15 protein-coding genes and 1 pseudogene are annotated in these 18,486 nt (G+C 39.0%); 12 read left to right on the top strand and 4 right to left on the bottom strand.

Going from position 1 to position 18,486, the window contains the following annotated elements; genetic code table 11:
- Positions 1 to 13: 13 nt before the first annotated feature.
- From BRLA_RS14510 to BRLA_RS14490, 7 genes and pseudogenes are all read left to right on the top strand, one after another.
- Positions 14 to 1,018 carry a FecCD family ABC transporter permease gene (locus tag BRLA_RS14510; RefSeq protein WP_003335813.1) on the top strand — a complete coding sequence of 335 codons (1,005 nt, stop codon included), beginning with the start codon at positions 14 to 16 and terminating at the stop codon, positions 1,016 to 1,018.
- On the top strand, positions 1,015 to 1,842 hold the full coding sequence (locus tag BRLA_RS14505; RefSeq protein ID WP_003335814.1) for an ABC transporter ATP-binding protein: 828 nt from the start codon (positions 1,015 to 1,017) through the stop codon (positions 1,840 to 1,842). Before BRLA_RS14510 ends, BRLA_RS14505 begins: the two co-directional genes overlap by 4 nt.
- 470 nt (positions 1,843 to 2,312) lie before the next feature.
- Positions 2,313 to 2,417, top strand: a pseudogene (locus BRLA_RS23340) (glutamine amidotransferase); the annotation flags it as partial.
- An 82-nt stretch (positions 2,418 to 2,499) separates the two neighbouring features.
- Complete coding sequence (locus BRLA_RS24015; protein WP_003335816.1) at positions 2,500 to 2,670, top strand: hypothetical protein; 171 nt, start codon at positions 2,500 to 2,502, stop codon at positions 2,668 to 2,670.
- A gap of 126 nt (positions 2,671 to 2,796) precedes the next feature.
- On the top strand, positions 2,797 to 3,495 hold the full coding sequence (locus BRLA_RS14500) for a response regulator transcription factor (RefSeq protein ID WP_003335817.1): 699 nt from the start codon (positions 2,797 to 2,799) through the stop codon (positions 3,493 to 3,495).
- Between the two features lie 2 nt (positions 3,496 to 3,497).
- Positions 3,498 to 4,955: a sensor histidine kinase gene (locus BRLA_RS14495; protein ID WP_003335818.1), complete on the top strand. Its 1,458-nt coding sequence runs from the start codon at positions 3,498 to 3,500 to the stop codon at positions 4,953 to 4,955.
- Positions 4,956 to 5,023: 68 nt separating this feature from the next.
- Complete coding sequence (locus BRLA_RS14490; protein ID WP_238547449.1) at positions 5,024 to 6,109, top strand: WD40 repeat domain-containing protein; 1,086 nt, start codon at positions 5,024 to 5,026, stop codon at positions 6,107 to 6,109.
- A 1,168-nt stretch (positions 6,110 to 7,277) separates the two neighbouring features.
- Here BRLA_RS14490 and BRLA_RS14480 read toward each other — a convergent pair.
- Entirely contained in the window at positions 7,278 to 8,486 is a 1,209-nt protein-coding gene (locus tag BRLA_RS14480; RefSeq protein WP_003335821.1) for a DUF418 domain-containing protein, read from the bottom strand.
- A gap of 816 nt (positions 8,487 to 9,302) precedes the next feature.
- Here BRLA_RS14480 and BRLA_RS14475 point away from each other — a divergent pair.
- From BRLA_RS14475 to BRLA_RS14450, 5 genes are all read left to right on the top strand, one after another.
- Positions 9,303 to 11,765 (top strand): binary toxin-like calcium binding domain-containing protein, encoded by a 2,463-nt coding sequence (locus BRLA_RS14475; RefSeq protein WP_003335822.1) that lies wholly within the window; start codon positions 9,303 to 9,305, stop codon positions 11,763 to 11,765.
- 236 nt (positions 11,766 to 12,001) lie between these two features.
- Positions 12,002 to 13,513 (top strand): anthrax toxin lethal factor-related metalloendopeptidase, encoded by a 1,512-nt coding sequence (locus BRLA_RS14470; RefSeq protein ID WP_003335823.1) that lies wholly within the window; start codon positions 12,002 to 12,004, stop codon positions 13,511 to 13,513.
- A gap of 63 nt (positions 13,514 to 13,576) precedes the next feature.
- Entirely contained in the window at positions 13,577 to 13,990 is a 414-nt protein-coding gene (locus tag BRLA_RS14465) for a GNAT family N-acetyltransferase (protein WP_003336410.1), read from the top strand.
- A gap of 1,168 nt (positions 13,991 to 15,158) precedes the next feature.
- Positions 15,159 to 15,611, top strand: a complete 453-nt coding sequence (locus BRLA_RS14455; RefSeq protein WP_003335825.1) for a GNAT family N-acetyltransferase — start codon at positions 15,159 to 15,161, stop codon at positions 15,609 to 15,611.
- A 122-nt stretch (positions 15,612 to 15,733) separates the two neighbouring features.
- Positions 15,734 to 16,261, top strand: a complete 528-nt coding sequence (locus BRLA_RS14450) for a nucleoside/nucleotide kinase family protein (RefSeq protein WP_003335826.1) — start codon at positions 15,734 to 15,736, stop codon at positions 16,259 to 16,261.
- Positions 16,262 to 16,375: 114 nt separating this feature from the next.
- On the opposite strand, the gene BRLA_RS14445 is transcribed toward BRLA_RS14450, so the two are convergent.
- Genes BRLA_RS14445 through BRLA_RS14435 form a run of 3 tightly spaced genes read right to left on the bottom strand, consistent with a single transcriptional unit; the run spans position 16,376 to position 18,268 of the window.
- On the bottom strand, positions 16,376 to 17,032 hold the full coding sequence (locus BRLA_RS14445; protein WP_003335827.1) for an ABC-2 transporter permease: 657 nt from the start codon (positions 17,030 to 17,032) through the stop codon (positions 16,376 to 16,378).
- Positions 17,013 to 17,888 carry an ABC transporter ATP-binding protein gene (locus BRLA_RS14440; protein ID WP_003335828.1) on the bottom strand — a complete coding sequence of 292 codons (876 nt, stop codon included), beginning with the start codon at positions 17,886 to 17,888 and terminating at the stop codon, positions 17,013 to 17,015. Before BRLA_RS14440 ends, BRLA_RS14445 begins: the two co-directional genes overlap by 20 nt.
- Positions 17,885 to 18,268 (bottom strand): GntR family transcriptional regulator, encoded by a 384-nt coding sequence (locus tag BRLA_RS14435; protein WP_003335829.1) that lies wholly within the window; start codon positions 18,266 to 18,268, stop codon positions 17,885 to 17,887. The genes BRLA_RS14440 and BRLA_RS14435 overlap by 4 nt, the downstream gene beginning before the upstream one ends.
- Between the last annotated feature and the right edge of the window lie 218 nt (positions 18,269 to 18,486).

Genomic DNA, 18,486 nt, shown 5'->3' with positions numbered 1-18,486 from the left:
AGGTGGCTTTCAAATGAAATCTAGATTCATAAAATCATTACTTTGGACGCTACCGCTGATATTTGGACTTATATCAATTGGAATTGGACGTTATCACGTAGATTTTATTGTACAAACTAAAATATTGCTTTCACAAATCGTTCCTATAGAAAAGACGTGGACAAATATGGATGAAACGGTTGTAATGAATATCCGTCTTCCCCGTATTTTACTTGCAATGCTCATCGGTGGCGGTCTATCCATCGCCGGTGCTGCATTTCAAGGAATGTTTGCGAATCCTTTAGTCAGTCCTGACATTTTAGGTGTTTCTGCCGGTGCTGGATTCGGTGCGTCTATTGGAATATTACTCTTTGGTAATGGTTTTACAATGCAAATTTTCTCACTACTGATGGGAATGTTAGCCATTGGATTTGCATTTCTTATCGGTGGTTCCAAACGAGATATGCCTATTTTTATGCTAGTGTTAGCAGGGGTTGTAACAAGCGCCTTATTTCAAGCTCTTATTTCACTAGTGAAGTTTCTAGCTGATCCAGAAGAAAAGCTGCCCTCCATTACTTATTGGCTGATGGGCAGCCTCGGAACAGCAAGCTATTCAGATTTATTTATTGGTGGTCCACTTATATTAATAGGAATCATCATTTTATATATCTTGCGTTGGCGTTTAAATATTTTATCGCTTTCTGAAGATGAAGCAAAATCGCTTGGGATATCGGTAGCGAAGATGAAATGGCTCGTAATTTTAGGGGCAACGTTAATTACATCTTCTGCAGTCGCAATAGCAGGAATCATAGGCTGGGTTGGTTTAATTATCCCACATATTGCCCGAATGCTTGTTGGTAGTAATAATCAGTATGTATTGCCTGCATCCATCTCAATTGGTGCGATGTATTTGTTAATGATTGATAATTTAGCGAGAAGTTTAACCTCAGCAGAAATACCATTATCGATCTTAACAGCAATTGTCGGGGCACCTTTTTTTGCGTATTTATTACGAAAAACAGGAGGTGGCTGGAGTTGATTTTACAAATAAAAGATGGCAACTATTTTTATAAAAAATCGAATCACGGCAATGAACAAAAGTATTTATACCATAACGATATCAACTTTGAACTACAGCCTGGGGAAATTATGTCCATTCTCGGCCCAAACGGTGCGGGAAAAACGACAATGCTCAAGTGTATTATGGGGTTGTTGAGATGGAAAAAGGGAGAAACTTTATTAGGTGGGAAACCTCTTTCTAGCTATAGTCAAAAGGAAGTATGGAAAACGATTGGTTATGTACCGCAAGCATCTAAAATGACATTTGGCTATTCTATTTTAGATTTAGTAATCATGGGGCGTGCATTGTTACTGCATACTTACGCCCAACCATCTGAAGTCGATAGAAAAGCTGCACTAGATGCACTCGATATGGTAGGTATTCAACACCTAGCAGAACAGCCATGCACAGCTGTAAGTGGTGGGGAACTACAACTTGCATTGATTGCTCGTACATTGGTATCAGAACCCAACATTTTAGTATTGGATGAGCCAGAATCGCATCTAGATATTCATAAGCAGAAAATTATATTACAAACGATTAAAAAGCTTGTGAAAGAACGTGGGCTAGCATGTGTTATCAATACACATTACGCAAATCATGCATTTTATTTTGGAGATAAAGTGCTCATGGTTGCTAAAGACCAACCCATTATTACAGGTCCAGTATCTGAGTTGATGACAGAAGAAAACCTATTACATTACTTCCAAATCGAAGTAACTAAGTTACTTCATAAGGTTGATGGACATGTATACGAAACCATAATACCAAAATATTTCGGTGTAGATTACGATAGTAATTGATGATAGTGGTAAAGCAGATGTTCTGAGAATTAATTCAGTACATCTGCATTTTTATTAGTAAGAATGAAAAGTTCCTTTACAATTGGATGTTACTAACATTTATGGGGTATTTAAACAAATAGTGAGGTCTTGAAGTAACAGGTGGTGTCCTGATTATCCCTCGTAAAATACTCAGTAGCTATATGGTCCAAAAACCCTCTACCTTTCTGGTAGGGGCTTTTTGGACTGTAGTTTTAGGGATTGAAGTAATGAGCAGAATAGTTCAATACCTCTCTACGTCAAGCTTGAACGGTTTTTTTAATAAATTTTCGTTGCATGTAGAACTATGTCTTAAGATTACGGAAAAGACTTAGCTATTGGAGAATGGCGTGTAAAACGAATGGATATAGCTTTTGATTGGTCAATTTCTATTAGTAGCCATTTTATTTGGAAAAATGGAAATGTAAGTGTATCTTTATGTATTTGATACTATGTCAGACTGGGAGGTAGGTTATGTAATTGCGGAACTAAACTCGGGAAGGTATTTTAAAAAAGAATTAGTGCCTTTAGAGGTGGTTGGAGTAGGTGTTGATAAAAATCCTGGAGGCTTATTCCACTTGTTGAAATTGGAGTGAGTCCTTTTTTGCATGGAGAAAAAACGAAGGAGATGAAAAGAGTATGGCAAAACTTGAACAGGTAGTAGAGGAAGCAGTAGTAAAAAAACAGGCGGGGGTGATAGCTCAGGCGCACATAGCTTATGATAAGCTGATGACCGAAATCCATGAAAACTCTCAAAAGGCAAGAGTATTGGGGGCAAATATTTCCTATTTCCCTGGTTACCAGAGTTAGGGAATTAGGAAGAGAAAGATAGTGCTTGGAAGTTATGATTTATATTATAATGTGCTAAAATCGATTCAACATAGGGACCTTTTTACATTTTACCCCTAGCCGGACTAGTAAGGAATGGTGATCTCCATGAATAAAACAAAAGTTCTCATTATTGAAGATGAACAACCAATTGCTGATTTACTTTCATATGGGCTTACGCTGGAAGGCTTTCGTACACGTACTTCCGCAAGTGGAGCTACAGGAATGATGGAAATGGAACAATTCAACCCCGATCTTCTCTTGCTCGACTGGATGCTACCGGATCAAAGTGGACTAGATATTTGTAAAAGAGTTACAGAAAACTACAATATTCCTATTTTAATGATAACTGCGAAGTCTGATATTACCGATAAAGTGCTCGGACTTGAATTCGGAGCAGATGATTATATCACGAAGCCTTTTGACCTGCGTGAAGTTATCGCTCGAATCCGCACGATTCTACGTCGGGTTGATCAAGCCAATATTAGGGAACGGGATACGGGTGAGAACGATGTGATCCGGTTTAAAAATATCGAGATTGTGGTGGAGGAAAGACTGGTTAAAAAAGAGGGCATACTAGTCGACCTGACTCCCAAGGAATTCGACTTGCTCATGACATTATTTGGCCACCGGGGAAGAATTTTTACTCGGTCAGAATTGCTAGACCTAGTATGGGGATACGATTTTGGCGGCGATACCCGGACGGTTGATACCCATATTCAAAGGCTCCGCAAAAAACTAGATGCAGGCGATCTGATCATAACCGTGTTCGGAATCGGGTATAAATTCGGGAAGCAGGTCGAATAGCGATGATCGGGACGATTCGAGCCAAATTTATCATCGGTTTTCTTCTGATCTTTCTTTTCTCTTTCCTTATCCTCAATCAGACGGTAAAAGAGATCATTTGGACGAGCAATCAAAAGATTGTAACTTCGGAATTGGTTGGTCTCAAAAACAACAGCAATGTGTATGTGCGTCAAGCATTTCTTATCAATCATTTTTCAAATAACAAACTCTATTTCAGCCAAATGGCTCAGGATTTGGTAAGTGATTTAAATCATGCCACCGGAAGCAACGTCGGCGTCTATACGTTGGAAGGCGTTTTGTTGTATTCCTCGGACAAATTGGTATTCTCAGGACAGCAAGAGGAGGACCTTAAACAGGCGATTGGAGGCAAAACAGCCTATCATATCACGTACGACCAGAACAACGGGGAGGTCTTTTTCTCTTATCCAGTTGTCATTGATGGAAGCAAGGTAGGAATTCTGCGATTTGCTAAAGACTTTAGCCTGCTTTATGAACAAAGTGGACGGATATTGGACATCATCTTTTACAGCTCGCTTGCGCTCTTCGCAGTGGCGTTTCTGTTCTCCTATATCCTCTCCAGGCACCTCTCGATCCCACTCGTCAAACTAACCCACGCTTCCACAGAGGTGAAGAACGGCAATCTCGATGTGCGTATTCATTTTCATCGCAAGGATGAGATTGGTCGATTGGCTGTCAATTTTAACGATATGATCGAGCGGATCAGCACCCAAATTTCAACCATCGAAAGAGACCGTGACTTACTTAAAGAAGTCAACCAACAGGAAAAACGATTTTTTGACAATATCACGCACGAGCTCAAAACACCGTTGACTTCCATTCTGGGGTACGCCGAAATTATTCGGGAAAAAGGGGAAACTGACCGGGCGTTTTTCGAAAAAGGGATCAATCACATCATTGAAGAGAGCCGACGTCTGCACAGAATGGTGTTGAAACTGCTTGAGATCTCCCGCAGAACCTCAAAGAATTATGAATTCGATAGGGTGGACACAGGAATAATTCTGCATGACGTTTGTGATTCGATGTCGTTTCGGGCGAAGCGCTATAAGAGGAAGATCGTCTGGAGGACTGAAGAAAATCTGTTTGTGTACGGTCAAGCTGACAAATTGCGCCAGCTTTTCATTAATCTTCTGGATAATGCCATCAAATACAGCTCAACTTATGCGGAAATATCAGTTAAGGGCGAGCTTTCAGCTGGGAATGTACGTGTTGAATGTAAAAATCCCGGTAATCCGATCGCACCTGAGCAACTAACAAAACTGTTTCAACCCTTTTATTCTGCAAATGTGAAAGGCGCGGAAGAAGGGAGTGTCGGTTTAGGATTGAGTATTGCCAAATCCATTGTCGACGATCACGGAGGGAAGATCAGTATCGTCAGCGAGAATGATTATACTAGCGTGTTTGTGGAAATACCTTGCATGAAGGCGGAGATATTATCATGATGAATAGTCGATCCTTGTTAACTTCTGGGGTGTTGCTGTTGTTCCTCGCCATCTTTCTGTCCGGATGCATGCAAGGGCCTAGATCTGAGACGATTGTTATACCAAGCAAGGAAGAGACTCATACCGATGAACTGAATAGCCGCCCGTTCCAGGTGAAGGCGATATACCGTTTCATTAATACATTCGTGGAGACGGATCAGATGTTGGGGTGGTCCGCCACAGATTCTGTGATTGGTTTGTTCAGAAAAGCGAGCACAACGGAGGGTGTGACGTGGAACCTGGGTCGTCTTCCCTTTCCCTATGAAAAGCTCAAGCTGCTGAAAAAAATCGACGCCAATACAGATTTTTTTGAACTGTCCCCAGACGGCAAGAAAATCTCTAAAATGGCCATGTCGGCATCGGGTGCATCGCTAAAGCTGATCTCGTTACCTGATGGAAAGGAAACGGAAGTAGTTATCTACCATTCTAGACAAAATTTGTATCTGCAAGATGTTGGGTGGTCTAACAACAGTCGATACGTATGCTTTCTCATCATAGATGCATCCATGAAGGGAAACGCCAGAGTAGGTGTATACGATAACGATTCAGGATCGTACAAAACGTATCAACTAAGGGATATTGATCGGGGAAGGACGCTCACAGGGGTTAACATTTCTGATGATGGACACAGCGTGCTACTTACCCTGTTTGAGAATAAATCAAATCGTTCCAACAGGATAGTCATGGGAATGATCAATGGAAGTGAGATTACCGTACAGTATGAGCACCAGACGGGTCGCGAACAAAACGCTTGGCTAAATAATGATCAGTTCGTGTACCTTGGAACAGATGGAACGCTGTATGAATACGACCGCAGAACCAGCGAGCTTACCGTCCTGCTGGATAAAGTAAGCAACTTCGAGTTCTCCCGAGACCGGAAGTATGTCGCATACTCGTTGTACGATAAAGACACCATCCTTGTCGGAAAGCTCCAAGGTAAAAATGTCCTCTACGAAGAACCCGTGTATCATGGAGTCATACCGTCGAAAATATTCTGGAGTCCAGATAATAAAAGCCTTCTCATTCATGGCAGGAAGTACTATTCTTCTGTGCAGGGTGGGCTGGTAGAATCGAATACCTCAGATGAGCCGCCTTTTGTACTCACATTTCAATAGTATATCTTGGAAAAGTAGCTCAATCTTAAAATCCTCAAATTTGTAATGATAATACCCTGTCTGAGGCCATATCGGGAACCAGACAGCTTTCCAACCTTATTTCGTTATTCAACCGAAATAAGGTTGTTTTTTTCATCAAAACAATAAAAGCTTGCGTCTGTCTCTTATATTGAACCTGAACTCTCTATCTCAGTAAATAGTCGGAATTACTCCTTTTCAGTACACATTACTGCCAGCTTAATGTTATAAAAAAGACATTTACAGATTCACCATGCTTTGAATCGTCAATAGATTTCATCCCTGTACTTTTTTTGTGTTTTAACGAAACGCCTATTTGGGGTACAGCCAGCAGTTTACGGGTCGTATCCACGACGCTGGTACAACCCAAAATTCAAAGGGATAAAGTTTAATTAGAAGAGCCGGTCACACCCTGAATGTGGTGAAAACCGGCTCTTTTATGTCAAGAAGTCCTTCATGTAGTAAATCTGCGTTTTGTTGGCGGTACCCCATATGCAAAAAAATTGAATTTGTAAACTGTTGATATTGCGAAAAGGTCTGACAGTTTTCTTTTGTTTTTTTTAATAATGAACGAGGGAAAGTTATCCATTTGGTTTCAAACGTCTGCTAAGCGCCGTAAAAACCCACATCAAGCATCCCCCGTTAAATAGAGGTGGTCGTTGGATAACGAGCTTGGCTCCCGCCGCCGTCAAGCAGAACCGTAGTGACATCAATTGAAAGAAGTATATAGAAAGCCTCAGACATCTACACGTCTTCATGATGTAACCATTAGAGGTATCGTCGCTTTCATGCTTTTCCCCTGCCCATTCTGAATCAACCTCAAGGGCCACACTGATTATCTCCTGTGTAGGTTTGATCCCCTTCAGTTCTAAGTCGATTTTCTTTCTTATAGAGATTCTTCCTTTTATGAGTGTTCATCGGAACTTGTTATATAAAAGTAGAGCGTTTGACTCCAAAAACAGCCCACCCAAGGGTGAACTGTTCTAGCAGGGTCTAAGCTTTTCCGATGCAACGAAGTATTTTTCTCAGTGAAGGTCGACAACAGGCTTCAAATTTATCATACTTCTGTTCCAAAGAGTGAACTATGCTATATCTCGGAGCTCGTCCTTATAAGGCTGAAGCAAGAAGATCAAATGTCGAGGACGACCGCCTACCTGGCCAATGGTGCTGTTCGGGAGGCGATGAATGCCTGGTCGAAATGTCGCATCAATGACTCGAGCGGACCGTTGGGGAGCCGCGCGATCAACCACCCCGTCACCAACGTTGCGACTGCAACGAGCAGGTCACTGAATGGAATTCCCTCAAGACCATATTCGATCCCCGCGAGTCTGAGACACCATATCACTATGAACTGAGCCGCATACATCGTTAACGCCACGCGTCCGACTGCCGCGAAAGGCATTAACACGGCAGAGGTCTTCTTCGGTACGAGGAATACCAGTCCCAGCACCAAGAATGCGCCCCCCAGCCCAATCAGCGTCTGGAATGTCGACGCACTGTGCGGAGATGTCCAGAGCAGCATGTTCCACAGCGGTGGTTCCGCGTTGAGCGGCCAAATTGCATTCGGGTCCGGCTGGTTGCTGACAGTGCTTTGAACGCCAATGAGCCATGCCTCGAAGGAAGGTCTCAGCCCAGGAAGAACGAAAGCGCCCAGCCCCTTTCCGACGACGAGCATGATGATGCCGCCGCCCGCGAGCGAGAGTGCAGTATGTATCTTGGTAAGTTCGAGGCGCCCGATTGCCATACCCGCGACGAAAGCGGGGGCAAGTGCGAGCGCAGACATCGGGCCGCCCGCAATATCATAAAGGAGGTAAGCTCCCGATAGGACGCTCGTACCAAGAATCATCAGCGGTGGGGCCACCACGGTCAAAGCGATTGCTGTCGTAATGAGTACGCGCGTCGATCGACGAATCAGCACCAACGCCAGCACGAACATTGCTGCATAAGCGGGCAAGATCACTCCATACGAGGTATTCAGTAGGATGAGCAGATACCCAATCACATCGATGAACACCGCGCGGGCGAGCATCCGTGTCCGGAAGACGGCTGTCTCCGTTTCTCGATCCTTCATGCGTTGCGCCATGATCGAGTAGGAAATGCCGCCACAGAGCACAAATAGTAGCGTCGTGTTCCCAGAGACGATTGCAGCAATCCTTTCGTTGAGCCCGAAGTGCTGCAAATACATCCCTATGACTGCCAACCCCCGTGCTGCATCAAGCGCTACAAGACGCCCCTTTGATTTGCCTGCAACCGCATTTTTTTTCAGTCCGTTGTTTTTGGAAGCCACTGCATCCGCGATGCTTGCTCCTGTTTTATATTCACTGCCGAACTCGTCCGGCGTCTTGCTACTGACTGACAATTAGCATTCCTCCTCAAAATGGTTATTTCTTTAGGTGTTCTATTATTCTTTGCATATGGGTGATGCTTGTGCTTATTCCACTATAGCGGGCACATGTCACCAAAGTTTGATCAACATGTAAACAAAATGTCACAGGCAAACGAAATTTATTTGGTACTGGCAAATTCTCCATTTTGTCCACTTAAGTGTCTGGCTGTTACACGGTTGTGTTCATCGAATTATTTGCTACGGGGAGTGGGTGCAGCTGTGTAGAACCCTCCTATTTTGACCCGGTAGTAAGGACGCTCCGTTAACATGAAGATCATAGAAAAACTAAATATTTCGCAGATTTCTTATTTATGTAGGAATTGTGTAATAGTATTACTTCATTAGAGAGCGGCGCTTTTTTCGAGGACGGGTGTCGGGTTTCTTGTTGCGATTCATGTTAAAAAGGGCACACGTGGTCCTACATTTAGAATAAAACGACATCTAAATAGATAAGACGCATGAGCCCATAACGACGGCGTATTTATAATTCGGGCGGGCGAGCTTTACTACCGACTTCTTTACCATTCCCGCCAACAAATTGTGTACCGCCGCGCAGACACGAAAAAAAGCTACTTATAGCATAAAATACCAATATTTGTGTCACGATCACAATGATAAATGGTTTGTAAATAGCAGAAAGTTGCTTTGATTAAGGAACTTTCTGCTATTTAATGAACAAAAAAACGAATGATAAAGTAATGTTGTAAAAAATAATGGAATTTATTCCAAGTATAAAATTGGTAAGATTTCATTACTTCTACAAATTACACCTAGAAAAGAGTTGATACGATGAAATTACCTAAAATGTATAAGTGTTTATTAGCTACTGCACTCCTCGGTTCATTCACATCCTATCCAGAGCTATCACATGCGGCTTCAAGCGAGAAAGAAATAATAAACGACCAAGAAGCGAATTTTAAAGGCCTATTGGGCTACTACTTCAATGATAAAGAGTTAAAAGAAACCGCACTGATTTCTAATTCTGAGTCTGGAGATCTATTCGTTGATAACGATCAAATCGATGATATGTTACCTGATGAATTAAAACAATTTCAATCTGCCATGTGGAGAGGATTTATTAAGGTAGAAAAATCAGGTGAATATACGTTCTCCACGTCTGATAATGACCACACCATGCTATGGATAGATGATCACCAAGTTATCGATCACTCCTCCGCTACGCAAAAAATCGAACTAGAAAAAGGGAAGCTTTATAAAATAAAAATCACTTATCAGCCAGAATCCTCCTCTGCTAACGAATTTGGCTTACAGCTTAACTGGATTACTCCACAAGGAAAGGAAGAAATCATTCCAGAGGGAAATCTACTGCTTCCTGACATAAAAAATCAACCAGAGAATGAATCTAGCAGAAAAAAAAGAAGTATTTCAGCTTCTGATGACGGAGTTGAAGATAGTGATGGTGACGGCATCCCTGATTCCCTCGAAATCGAAGGATACACCTTGGATGTCAAGAATAAAAAACTTATCCTGATGCCTTGGATTGAAAAAGTCCATGGAAAAAAACGCACGAAATCTGGAGCACCGTTAACAAAATATACATCTTCACCTATGAAATGGAGCACCGCATCTGATCCATATAGCGATTTCGCCAAAGTATCAGGAATGATTGATAAAAAGGTAAAAGTGAAACATCCGTTGATCGCGGCGTATCCTAATTTACAGGTTCATATGGACAAATTTATTATTTCAAAAAATAGAAATGAAACGCTAGAAAATGGCGGGAATACAAGTAGTTCGATCAGTGGAAGTACTTCCACAAGCAATACTCATTCAACAGAAGCTTCTGTTGGGGCGGAAGTTCATGCTTCCTTATTTAACTTTGGCGGAAGTGTATCCACTAATTTTAGCGATAGTAATTCACAGACCGTAACCATTGATCGTTCAAGCTCTGAGAGTTTGGGAAGAAACTGGTCCAAGTCCTTAGGTTTAAATGCAGGAGAGGCTGCCTATTTTAATGCAAACATTCGCTATGTGAATAATGGTACGGCACCTATTTATGAAGCAGCACCTACTACTTCACTAGTACTAGGGAAAAACGATACCATCGCAACGATAAAAGCAAAAGAGAATCACCTAGCAAACGTAGTGTTACCAGACCGTTTTTATCCAGATAAAGATCAAGCAGCTATTTCTCTACAAACCAAAGACGATTTCGGTTCTAGCCCGATCACAATCAATAAGGATCAGCTTACTATTCTGGAGCAGACACAGCAAATGCGCTTGGAAACAGATCAGGTTTCCGGTTATGTAGGAGTAATTGATCCTAAAACAAAATTAATTGTGGTAGATAAAGATAAACAGTGGAGTCATATTATCCCTCAAATTGAGGAAACTACTGCTCGACTGATCTTAAAAACACCAGACAATTCAGAGCTGGAAAGACGAGTAGCTGCTGTTGATCCTGATGACTACACTGAACAAACGAAGCCAGATGTTACATTAGGAGAAGCGCTCCAATTGGCTTTTGGTTTTGAGGACAAGCAAGGAAAATTATCTTACAACAATACGAGTATAGATGATTTTAGATTAGTGTTTGATGAAGAAACTGCTGAAAATATAGAAAAACAATTAGAAGATATGGAAACAAAAAATATCTATAACGTCCAACTGCATGCTCGAATGAATATACTAATTTCACCGAAGAAGGATGAACCTGGTGTTCATGAAGGGTTATCTAGCTGGGAAATAGATGGAGAAGACAATTACTATAAATATGATGTGCTGCAAACTGGCTGGCAAACGATAAATGGGAAAAAGTATTATTTTAATGAAAATGGCACTTTAGTACCCAACAAAGTAATTGAGGATGGAACCTATCAAATCAATACAGCATTAAAAAATACAAGTCTAGTTGATTGGAATAGAAGCGATAATAATATCACAGTGTGGGAAACGAACGATGGAAGTAATCAAAAATGGAAATTGAAGTATGATGACTCTCAACAAGCCTATGTGATTCGAAGCGTAGAAAATAACGATAAAATTATGGCTTGGAATGCTTATCAGAATTCTACTAATGTATTTGCTACAGCATTTGAAGGGAAACCCGAACATTTTTGGATTCCTGAATTGCTAGGTAATGATCTCTATATCTTAAAAAACAAGAAAGATCCGACAAAAGTGTTGGATGTAGATGGTTCAGGCACTTCAAACGGGTCCAACATTCAGGTAAGTGATTATAAAGGTACTGATAATCAAAAGTGGAAATTAGAACAATTAGAAGCAAATTAGGTTGTGAATCTACGTACAATGAAATAAACATGAAGGTAGTGTCTGAATCTCTCGCTATCCCATAGATGTTAAAATAGCCCTCTTTTACATAGTAATTATTTCATAGATTTACTAAAAAAGAGGGCTGTTTTCTTTCTTTGTCGATGAATCTGAGAAATGAGCGGTTCTATTCTTCGATGGAGATACAAAAGACGCTACTGCTTTCGGAGGTTCCACTACTGTAAGGAGGAATATAGATGCTACACAGACAAAAAATACGGAAAGTTCTGAGTACAACTGCTATGTTATTTGCCTTAACAGCCACTTCACCAGCGTTTTCCTATATTGCTCATGCGGCAAATGGATCACATGATGTGGAAGATAAAAAGAAAGAAGATAAAGAAAAAAAAGACAAGAAAGACAAAGAAGATAAAGAAAAGAAAGAGCGAGAGAAAAAAGCCAGAGAAGAAGGAATGAGGGAAGTCATAAAAGGAATTGTAACAACAAAGGGGAACAGTGAAGATAAACAACGGTTAGAAGATACCCAAGCACTAGTAAACAAGCTTTCGCCTGAAATATTGGAAATGTATGAAAAGGTGGGAGGGAAAATTCATCTGACCGAAAATAGTATCGCGGAAAATCCTATAGTCAAAGGACTCAGTGAAAAAGACAAAAACATAAAAGATAGCGAAGGAAAAGAGGTTTCTGTAGATTCTCACTTTGTATTTTCAATAGGTGGTAAAAATCCAACTGTGATTATACATACAGAAGAGTATTCAGAAAGCCACACCAAAAGCAAAGAGGTATATTATGAGATAGGAAAAGCAATCGCTCGTGACACGTTAGGAGAAAGTGCTTTTGTAAATGAAAGTTTTTTAGATGCTGTACATCAAGCAAAGGCAGACGAAGATGCAAGTGCTTTACTTCTTACACATGTACCTCCCTATGAAGGTGAGTATGATACCGCTTATGTGAAAGAACACATCAATGACTTTCGAGAAGTGTTTGCACAGGCCTTTGCGTATTATTATGAACCTAGTTATCAACCTGTTTTACAAGCTTATGCACCGGAAATGTTTAGATATATGAATGACATGAGCAAAAAAGGATTTAATGAAACGAATACTCACTTGATGGAAAAACAAACAACTCCCTTAGACTTTCAAGATGATATGGATGCTGCGAAGGAATTTGGAGCTAAAATAAAACTATCGGATACTGTAGTGACAAAAGAAGACAAAAAATTTATGGATGGTTATGTAGCATATGGCCCAATGTTAAATAGGATTTTAAGAGGGGTCGACAAACATCCGGGAATTTCTGATATTGATCTGTTCATTCATGGGATCGACAGTCTCTTTAAAAAAGAGGAAGCAAAGCTTCCTAATGATCTTATTGTATATCGAAGAACGGATGAGAGGGAATTTGCTCTCCCAGCGGGGTCTTTATTCACTAAGGATGGAAATGTTAATCACGACGCCATTAATAAATTAAAGAAACTAGAAGGCAAAATAAAAACGGATAAAGGGTTTATTAGCACATCACTAGCTCTTAATAGTGTTCCTTTAGGTGGAAATCAGGAATCAATTCTTATACAAATGAAACTCCCAAAAGGGACTCCTGCAATTTACATGGATAATAGCTGGTTAGAGTTATTATTGAAAAGAGATTCTTCTTATAAAATTATAAATGTGAAAGGTATAGTTTTAAATGGTAAGATCGTTGTCAATATAGAAGCTGAGCTGTTACCAGAAAAACAGAAAAAATAAATGATCTCTCCAATCAAAAAACCTCATAAATGAAGAACAAGTCGATTGCTAAAGGTGATATTTATGAAAGAGGTTCATACAGAAACGATTCATCCATCTATAAGGAAGCTTTTGTCCTTTGCCACATCAGAGTATAAGATTGGGCAAGAATACCAGAAGTATTTAGAATTGCTAAACCGAAAATTGTATAGTTTTGAGCTTGAAGGGGAAATTGTTGGTTGTATTGGTATTGAAATGATCAGTGATAAAGAGTGTGAAATTAAACATATTGCGGTATCTTCAGGCCAACGAGGTAAAGGTATTGGCAGCAAGATGATTACCTATGTCGCTGATACATATTCAGTGATTTATGCTGAGACGGATCATGAGGCAGTGGATTTTTATCGAAATTACGGTTTCGAGGTAACTAGTCTGGGTGAAAAGTATTCGGGCGTAGAACGTTTCCTATGTACATGGAGAAACGAGAGACTATATTGAACGAATAGGTGCTTTCGTTAGTCAAAACGAAAAAAGGTCGATTTCCTGTATACTAGGAATCGACCTTTTTCTGACTTCTTTTTTAAAAGGTTCTTTATGAGACAAAGGACTCTAAGATCATGTAAAATAAGAGACTATCAATCAATTTTTAATAAGGTGGGAGATACTGCTGGCTTATCATATTAGGGTAAGAGCGGGAGCAGTTATTATCAAAAATGATTCAATCCTGTTAATTGAATTTCATGACGAAAATGGCTCTTTCTGAATTACAGCATATCATCCTGTATCCAAACATAAGAGAGCATTTATTAGAAGAATATATCTCAAATTAAAGTTTACGTTTGATCTTAGAAACACTAGTGTTACGCTTTCATTAATAATTTCTTCATCATAATACTGAAAAGACAAATATTCGTTTGAAAGCAGATGTTTTAATGGCTAGCTGTAGCTTTGCAAGTAAGTCTGATTAAACTATACATGTATAGGAAGTGATCCCTTGTTTATTACTATATTTCTATCTATTCTTTTCGCATTACTCTCGGTTTTAAATACCAATAAGCTCATTGGCGTAAAGAATTATTCATCAACAAGTCATTTACATATGCAAATGAAAGTACTCATGATTACACCTGTAATTGCCTTGCTTATCATTTCAGTTGTTATATACAATTTTCATTCATTATATGAAGAATGGATTTCTCACGCGTTGCTTGTATTAAGTATGTGGATGTTAACTACTAATTCTATCTTTATTTATAGAAATATAAAAAGTCAAAATTGTAATAAAGCAACTACAGTTGCATTAGCTCTGATGAGTCTTATTGTCGCCATTTATTTTACCCCTCTTGAGCGATATAATAGTTTGTTTAACAGCCATTACTACGTAGTACCTTTCTTACTTAGTTTAAGCTTAATTGTCATTACATACATAAATCTATTTAGGATGAGGAAAGCTTTTTTCTCAGCACCAACTAATAAAATTGTGTAGAAAGGGGATTGATTCCTAGTAAATATAATTGACCTTATTCGATAGAAACAAGGCTGCAAATCGCAGCCTTTTCTTTCTTGTAAGGTTCAGCCTAGAATATCTATTTATAACGAATTGATGTAAAATATTTCTGAAATAAATTATGGATACATACAAGATTATTCTACAAGAGGTGAAAAAATGGAGATTAGAATGATACATGAAACTGAGGATGTACCGATGGAATTACTGTTGTTGGCAGATCCCTCTGAGAGGCTTGTGAAGGAGTATGTAGCGAGGGGGCAATGCTATATTATGGAACAGGATGGACGAATTATCGGTACATATGTGCTTATCCCGACTCGTCCAGAAACAGTAGAGCTTGTCAATGTCGCGGTTGATGAAGAACTGCATGGGAAAGGATATGGAAAACAACTAGTTTTACATGCCATTGAAAGTGCAAGATTGAGTCATTATAAAACGATTGAAATTGGCACGGGTAATTCAAGTGTTGTTCAATTAGCACTTTATCAAAAATGTGGATTTAGAATGACTCATATTGATAAGGACTTTTTTATCAGACATTATGACGAACCGATATTTGAAAATGGCATACAGTGCACAGATATGGTGCGTCTATCGCAAGACTTATAAGATTTGCAACTTTTAGATTTATTTACTTCTGGATAGACCAAGATAAACAGTAATAGGACTTGGGGCACCATTTTTAGCCGATTGTTATAGGGGCACAAAACGAGTCATCCTAAGGAGGAAAAATGAAACAGAAACCAATAGTAATAGCTATTGCGGCTGTGTCGGGTGGAGGTAAGACAACCGTTGCAAAAAATGTAGCTAGTAAACTTAATGATGCTAGAACCATTCATTTCGATGATTATGACATTGAAGGACCAAGTGATATTGGTAGATGGGTAGAAGAAAGTGCAAGTTATGATGATTGGAATGTTGAGCCAATCGTAAACGACATCAAATCGCTAGTACATGAATCTAACGTGCAATATATTATTGTAGACTATCCTTTTTCCTATCTTAATAAGCAGATGAAGGAATTGATAGATCATTCCTTTTATATCGATACACCATTAGATATCGCGATGGCCAGAAGATTCCTTCGTGAGCCGATGGATTCGATCAATGATGTCATAGATGATTACGAACTATATTTGGAGGTGGGAAGAAAGGCATACAAGCTGATGGAAAATAAGGTGAAACCTGATGCGGATTATATTATTGATGGTCAGCTTCCTCTAGATGAAATTGTAAAAGAAATACTGAATAATCTATAAGCTGTGAAAAAATAAGCAGATTACAAACGTGGCATGTGTTTGTAATCTGCTTTTGAAAATAGAATAGCTGTCCAATTGCGTGCATCAACTGTAAACTGCTGCAATCTTATATTCCTATAGATTTTTTTGCGCATAAATATGTAAAGAAATGTACATAGATAGGAAACCAATGAATAAGGCAATACCTAATGGAAGCCAATCTATGATTATGCCAGGGATTCCTTCAGTAAAAGAAAAATGCCAGGATAGGTTTGAAGATTGTATCCCTTTTAAAATAGTAGGAAGTACAAAAGGTGTTAGAAAGATTGTAAAGAATGAGATATATCTTGTTTTCTCATAACCTAACTTAATTTGAACGGGTATTAATATTCCAAAGAAAATAGAAACGACCAATAAGGCTATTCCGAAAGTCAAAGGGGTTAGCAATTCTAAACCAATAGATGCTCCAAGTACTGTTGCTAGGTTATACAGTATGAAACAGCTCAAAAAGATGAAAAGAACCAATAGGTATTTTCCCTTAATGATGCCATTTCGTGTATAAGGGGTAGTGCATAGCAGAACAGCACCTTTATATTTCTCTTCTGACATTGAAACCATATTAAATAGAATAAATTCTGCGAATATCACTGTGATTAGAAAGCTGATAAAGCTACCTCCACTGAATTCTAGCTTCGAATAGAGATAGATGGGGCCAACAACTGCAAAAATGAGCATGGGGATGATATATTTTTTGGCAAGAATTAAATCCTTTTTAACAAGATTCAAAACCATTTTGATGTCCTCCTATATAAGCTAGCATTACATTTTCGATAGATGGTCTCTCTACGATGACACCATTCATCTGTTCTAGAATCGCTTTTGGCTTATCTGTAATTCCTTCAAATCCGTATGCTGTTTGGCGCAGCTTTAAGAATAATTTTTCCGTATGCTGATTAATCAAATGATTGTCGCCCTTGATTAAGGCATGGCGGTCTAATAGTTCATCCTTACTCTCATTAAATATGATTCGACCATTATCAATGAGGATAAGAACGTCAGCAATCTTCTCTAAGTCAGAGGTTATATGAGTAGAAAAAAATACACTTTTTCCTTCCTCTTTCATAAATTCTAACAGGATCTCCATTAGCTCACTTCGAACGAGTGGGTCTAGGCCGCTTGTTGGTTCGTCCATGATTAATAAATCGGCATGATGAGAAAGAGCCAAGGTAATGGCAAACTTCATGCGCATCCCTTTTGATAGATGAGAAATTTTTTGATCTAATTTTAATTGAAATCGCTTGATATATTGGGAAAATACTGATTCATCCCAGTTACTATAAGCAGGGGCTATGATACTTTTCATTTCTTTTAATGTCATTTCCTCATAGAAATAACCCTCATCCAAGACTATTCCAATCCGATTTTTTATTTGTTGTTCATGTTTTTCTATGTCTTGACCGTTAAAGCGTATAACTCCTGAATCCTTTTTATAGAGTCCGAGTATTGTTTTTATCGTACTAGTTTTCCCTGATCCATTCGTGCCAATAAATCCAGTAATACAATTTTCTTGTAAGGAAAAATTAATATGATCCAGACTAAAACTGTCTAATTTCTTGGTTAGATGATTCACTTCTAAAACATTTTTCATTGTTCTTCATCCTCTTCAAAAAGTATATCCATCATGGCATATAGTTCTTCTTTCTGAATCCCTAGGTTTTTTGCCATATGCCATACCTCTGATAATTTTTTTTCTACTAGGTGCTTTTTCGTTTCCATTAATATATCTACATTTTCTGATGCCACGAATGAGCCTCTACCTGCTTGTGTTACAACAAAACCTTCCTTTTCTAATTCCTCATAGACTCTTTTGGTTGTAAGTACACTAACCTGGAGATCATTTGCTAATGAACGAATGGAAGGAAGCTGTTCTCCTGGCTTTAATTCTTCACGAAGAATAGCCGATTTAATTTGCTCCTTTATTTGCTGATATAATGGTTGACCAGAATTATTTTGAATAATAATTTTCATGAGTGTACTCCTTGTTATTCTAACTGTATATTATGATAATACACAGTATACACAGAGTCAACATGCATTACACTTTTAGTAGCGATTAACTGGTGTAAGAAGAGATTTTGCTGAGCTTGTTTATCGTACGGCTAATACTAAAATTATAATTGTAATTTTATGTAAATTAATATAATGTATGGTTATTTAAAAGGTACAATGTGTTAATGACTATCTGT

This window comes from Brevibacillus laterosporus LMG 15441 (genome assembly GCF_000219535.2).
Taxonomy (GTDB): Bacteria; Bacillota; Bacilli; order Brevibacillales; family Brevibacillaceae; genus Brevibacillus_B; species Brevibacillus_B halotolerans.
The sequence above is the reverse complement of the archived record's forward strand: the minus strand, read 5'-3'. Positions and strand labels throughout refer to the sequence as shown.

Bases quoted from the DNA above. Each gene is read 5' to 3' on its own strand.
- BRLA_RS14435 (WP_003335829.1), bottom strand. From the start codon at position 18,268: ATGAAAATTATTATTCAAAATAATTCTGGTCAACCATTATATCAGCAA.
- BRLA_RS14440 (WP_003335828.1), bottom strand. From the start codon at position 17,888: ATGAAAAATGTTTTAGAAGTGAATCATCTAACCAAGAAATTAGACAGT.
- BRLA_RS14475 (WP_003335822.1), top strand. From the start codon at position 9,303: ATGAAATTACCTAAAATGTATAAGTGTTTATTAGCTACTGCACTCCTC.
- BRLA_RS14465 (WP_003336410.1), top strand. From the start codon at position 13,577: ATGAAAGAGGTTCATACAGAAACGATTCATCCATCTATAAGGAAGCTT.
- BRLA_RS14510 (WP_003335813.1), top strand. From the start codon at position 14: ATGAAATCTAGATTCATAAAATCATTACTTTGGACGCTACCGCTGATA.
- BRLA_RS14450 (WP_003335826.1), top strand. From the start codon at position 15,734: ATGAAACAGAAACCAATAGTAATAGCTATTGCGGCTGTGTCGGGTGGA.
- BRLA_RS14490 (WP_238547449.1), top strand. From the start codon at position 5,024: ATGCAAGGGCCTAGATCTGAGACGATTGTTATACCAAGCAAGGAAGAG.
- BRLA_RS14500 (WP_003335817.1), top strand. From the start codon at position 2,797: ATGAATAAAACAAAAGTTCTCATTATTGAAGATGAACAACCAATTGCT.
- BRLA_RS14495 (WP_003335818.1), top strand. From the start codon at position 3,498: ATGATCGGGACGATTCGAGCCAAATTTATCATCGGTTTTCTTCTGATC.
- BRLA_RS14470 (WP_003335823.1), top strand. From the start codon at position 12,002: ATGCTACACAGACAAAAAATACGGAAAGTTCTGAGTACAACTGCTATG.
- BRLA_RS14455 (WP_003335825.1), top strand. From the start codon at position 15,159: ATGGAGATTAGAATGATACATGAAACTGAGGATGTACCGATGGAATTA.
- BRLA_RS14445 (WP_003335827.1), bottom strand. From the start codon at position 17,032: ATGGTTTTGAATCTTGTTAAAAAGGATTTAATTCTTGCCAAAAAATAT.
- BRLA_RS24015 (WP_003335816.1), top strand. From the start codon at position 2,500: ATGGCAAAACTTGAACAGGTAGTAGAGGAAGCAGTAGTAAAAAAACAG.